General features: G+C 45.5%; 4 protein-coding genes and 1 pseudogene. 2 read left to right on the forward strand and 3 right to left on the reverse strand.

Annotated elements, in window-relative coordinates; all coding sequences use genetic code 11:
- Positions 1 to 278: pseudogene (locus IQ270_RS28565) on the forward strand (CCA tRNA nucleotidyltransferase); the annotation flags it as partial.
- A gap of 309 nt (positions 279 to 587) precedes the next feature.
- Here IQ270_RS28565 and IQ270_RS28570 read toward each other — a convergent pair.
- The 3 genes from IQ270_RS28570 to IQ270_RS28580 form a co-directional block, all read right to left on the reverse strand.
- Positions 588 to 935 (reverse strand): DUF952 domain-containing protein, encoded by a 348-nt coding sequence (locus tag IQ270_RS28570; RefSeq protein ID WP_193976499.1) that lies wholly within the window; start codon positions 933 to 935, stop codon positions 588 to 590.
- Positions 936 to 1039: 104 nt separating this feature from the next.
- Positions 1040 to 1492 (reverse strand): cupin domain-containing protein, encoded by a 453-nt coding sequence (locus IQ270_RS28575; protein ID WP_193976500.1) that lies wholly within the window; start codon positions 1490 to 1492, stop codon positions 1040 to 1042.
- Between the two features lie 306 nt (positions 1493 to 1798).
- Positions 1799 to 2569, reverse strand: coding sequence for a cysteine hydrolase family protein (locus tag IQ270_RS28580; protein WP_193976501.1), 771 nt, complete (start codon positions 2567 to 2569; stop codon positions 1799 to 1801).
- A 216-nt stretch (positions 2570 to 2785) separates the two neighbouring features.
- Between IQ270_RS28580 and IQ270_RS28585 the strand changes: the two genes are divergently transcribed.
- On the forward strand, positions 2786 to 4195 hold the full coding sequence (locus tag IQ270_RS28585) for an amidohydrolase (RefSeq protein ID WP_193976502.1): 1410 nt from the start codon (positions 2786 to 2788) through the stop codon (positions 4193 to 4195).
- The last annotated feature ends 155 nt before the right edge of the window (positions 4196 to 4350 follow it).

Genomic DNA, 4350 nt, shown 5'->3' on the forward strand with positions numbered 1-4350 from the left:
TAGCATTTCCAGTTTTAGCAGTTTTAGCCGCAGCGGCGGGAGTTGCGGTTGATGAAATTTCGCTGTTAATTAATCGCTATCTCGATAGGGATGATATTATTGCCCATCCGACACAATTAGTTACCGGCAATGATTTAATGGAACATTTGAATTTACCCAGAAGTCCGCGCATCGGTCAATTTTTATTAGAGATTCAGTTAGCGCGGGTAGAGGGGAGAATTGCGACTCGGGAAGAGGCCTTAAAATTAGCCGCCGAGTTAGTTAATCAGTCAGTTTAAATTGATATATTGCAGCAATCAGAACGGGCAAGATGCCCGTTCCACAAAAGATAAAATCTCTTCTTGTGGGGAGTAGGGGTTGGGCTTCTAGCCCGCCCTAAAAAGATAAAATCTCTTTTTGTGGAGTGGGCTTCTAGCCCGCCCTAAAAAACAAAATTCCTTGTGGGGTGAGCTTCTAGCCCGCCCTAAAAAGATAAAATCTCTTCTTGTGGGGTGAGCTTCTAGCCCGCCAAAAAAAAAAAATTCCTTGTGGGGTGGGCTTCTAGCCCGCCCCAAAAAGTTAGTATACAATGGTGCAAAATCTGCATCTCAAACAACATCCCTTAATTCTTCCGGCAATTCAAACTTGCCATCTTTCCCCGCTGCAAACTCAACAACTTTCACCACAGCATCAACATTCAGCGGCCCGTAAATGTGCGGATAAAAATCTCCAGCCGCAGGTTCATATTTAACTTCTGCTTGCACTTTGTCTGAGTCAATCCACAGCAACAGCAATCCTGTTTGTCCTACAAAAAACTTGTTGGCACTTCTAGTAATTTGCGGGATTGTCGAACAGTGGATAAATCCTTCAGAGTCTAAGGTATCTCCGCGATAGGAATCAAGCTGTTTTGCTGCTTCCCATTGTTGGCTTTTAGCAATGTGAAATATAACGGTCATAAATTATTTTACCTGAAAAAAAGAAGCTAGGCAGAGCATCTAGATATTTGTTCCAAGGCTCTACCTAGAAACGAGATTAAAAGACTAAAGTCCTGACTGCAAACCTAGCACGGAATCAGTACATCCGATCGCCCGAGAACCCTCATATCTTCCTCGTCGAGTTCGACGGGCGTACCGCTGCGAATCAGTTCCACAAAATCCTCATTCGGCACCATGATGCACAGAGTGTACAAACGTTCGCTTCCCGTATTCTCAATCACGTGAGTCCCTGTTGGAGGCACTAACAAACTATCTCCCGGCTTAATACTAACTGTTTTGCCGTCGCAGGTTGCTTGCCCTCTTCCTTTGAGTACAAAAAACATTTCTACTGCAAATTGATGGCGGTTGGGAGGAGTTTTGCCGCCAGCATCGAAGATTTCGACACAAACAGTTAATGAAACATTAGCAGCAGCCGGATCGAAGACAATTGCCAATCTATTAGTATCGCCCGGGCTGATGCGAAATGCTTGGTAGTCTTTCGGAGACTTCATAACCGGAATCATGCACTGGTTTGTCATTTTTTTATTGTTAGCTGTGAGTTGTTATGGCTGAAGGAAGAAGTCAGCAGTCAGTAGTTATTAGTTATTGGTTATTGGTTATTAGTTATTAGTTATCAGTTATCAGTCATTGGTAGCTACTCACAAATAACATCAGACAAACAAGAATGTTATAGAGGCCCAATGCTTTTTGCTCCGATTTTCAATGCCATATACCCACCCTTCGACTTCGCTCAGGGCAAGATGCCCAATTCCCAATTCCCAATTCCCAATGACTACTAACTACTGACTACTGACTAATGACTAATGACTAATGACTACTGACTGCTATTTAATTGCTTCTAACATAGCCTGAGAATCCGACAAAAAGCCAAAACATTGTTTAACGTTATAAAGAGTAGCTTGCCAGCAATACTCGGGAGATGTGGTAGCTGTACAATCTTTGACTAAAATACAGTCGTAACCGAGGAAATTAGCATCTTGCAGTGTAGCCATGACGCACTGATCGGCGTTTACTCCTCCGAAAAAAAGTGTAGTTTTGCCGAGGTTCCGCAATATACTATCTAAAGGAGTATCCCAAAAGCCACTCATCCGATATTTATCAATGCAAATATCCTCCGGTTTTTGTGCCAATTCATCAACAACTGCTGCCGCCCAACTGCCTGCCATCAATACTGGTGCGCCGTTTTTTGGCAGCGGATCTCCCAAACCTACGCCGTCACCTGTAGGATTGTAAACGTGGCGGCAAGCTGCACTAATATTGAGCAAATCGGGGCGGTTTCCCCAGTTGATCCAAATAATGGGAATTGCGTGCGATCGCAATTTTGGCAGCAAATTCTTTAAAGGATTAATTGGACTTCTCGCGGGCGTTACATCTACGCCAATATGCGCTAGCCAACCGTCGGGGTGACAAAAATCATTTTGCATATCTATCACCAACATTGCAGCTTTGGCTAAATCCACACGCAGGGTTTTAGTTTCTGTTTCTAGGGTAACAATTTGCGGGTCAATTTGCGGGCGGGTGATGTCGGCAATTTTGGCATCAACTTTCCAAGCATTCGGCGCTACGCCCAAGGTACGGAGAGAATCAGAATTCATTGCGATCGCGACTCAAAAACAATTATTATTTTACATGACGATTTGCTCGTTCCCAGGCCGCTCCTGGGAATGCCTTGTAGGAGGCTCTACCTCCAGTAAAGCACACGAGAGGCAGAGCCTCCAGATATGCGTTCCCAGGCAGAGCTTGGGAACGAGATTAAAGGAGATTAAATCATAAAATATAAATCAATATAAATTTACAAAAAGGGTAAATCTGTGAGCTTTACAATCCAAAATGCTTTGGTTACAGTTGAGAACGGTTATGAGACCGCAGACGTGGAAGTCGTGGATAATTGCATAAGTGCGATCGCCCAGAATTTAGAACCTGTTGAAACAATAATTGACGGCAAAAATAAGCTGCTGCTGCCCGGTTTTGTCAACGCCCACACCCACTCTTCCGAAATGTGGCAGCGGGGAATTATTCCTCCTTTGCCGCTGGAGTTGTGGATTGCCGAACTGTACGATTTTACCCCGCTAGAACCAGAACAAATTTACTTGAGCGCCTTGGGAACAGCGGTAGAAACTTTGCTATCCGGCGGCACAAGCGTAGTCGATCATTTAGTTCTGATTCCGGGGAAAGAATTAGAGACAATTGCCGCCGCAGTTCGCGCTTATCAAGAAATTGGCATTCGCGCTTTTATCGGGCCGTTAATTCAAGATGAATCCCTGACAGCAGGAATGCCGACTGGCGATAGCGCGATCGAACGCGCCGCTTACACTCGACCGACAAAGGCAACTTTAGAGTTAATGGAAACAGCCATCAAACAGTTTCACAAACCAGAAAAAGGGGTTAATATATTGTTGGCACCGACTGGAATTCAACTGTGTTCGGATGCTTTGTTTGAAGGCTGCATCGATTTGGGCGATCGCTACAATATTTGCCTGCACGCCCACCTCCTAGAAACCTCTGCTCAAAAACAACTAGCTCACGAAAAATACGGTTGCAGCGCCGTCGAACACCTGCAAAAAATAGGTTTTTTAACTCCTCGTACTTCCTTAGCCCACTGCGTCTGGCTGGAAGATTCCGACATCGCAATTCTGGCAGAAACTGAATCGACTGTTGTACACAATCCCCTCAGCAACCTACGCTTGGGAAGCGGCATCGCACCAATTTTGAAATACCGCAAAGCCGGAGTCAACGTATCTTTCGGCTGCGACGGCGCTGCTAGCAACGATTCTCAAGATTTGCTGGAAGCGATTAAAATTGGTTCGATTTTGCACAATATCACGGATTTGGATTACCGCCACTGGATTACACCGCGCCAGTCGGTAGAAATGGCATCGCAGGGCGCAGCGAAAGGCTTGAATGTCGCCGATGAAATGGGTTCGCTGACTGTTGGGAAAAAAGCCGATTTTGTGCTGTACGATTTAACCAGTTTATCATTGTTGCCGCGCACCGATCCGATCGGCTTGCTAATATTAGGGCGCCCGACAAATGCGGTAAACAGCGTTTGGGTAAACGGCCAACAAATTGTTGCTGAAGGTAAGGTAAAAACGATCGATGTTGATGCTTTGAGACGGGAATTATTCGATCGCAGCGAGTGGACTAGCAAGCGTCAATCGCCTATGGTGGGCGAAATTGAAGCGCACTACCGCCAAGTGATGAAACTGCCGATCGGCGGTTGAAACCGATCCCAGACAAACTTTCACCAGCCGACGCGGGTTGAAGAGTAATTGTCAGGTGCGCGACCGGGCGCACCTTACAGTATGATGTTAAACTGTGGTGTTTGCGACAAATTGATCATGAAACTGCACAAATGGCAGCGGATACTGGCTTTAAT

Origin of the sequence: Microcoleus sp. LEGE 07076 (assembly GCF_015207455.1) — a bacterium.
Taxonomy (GTDB): domain Bacteria; phylum Cyanobacteriota; class Cyanobacteriia; order Cyanobacteriales; family Microcoleaceae; genus Microcoleus.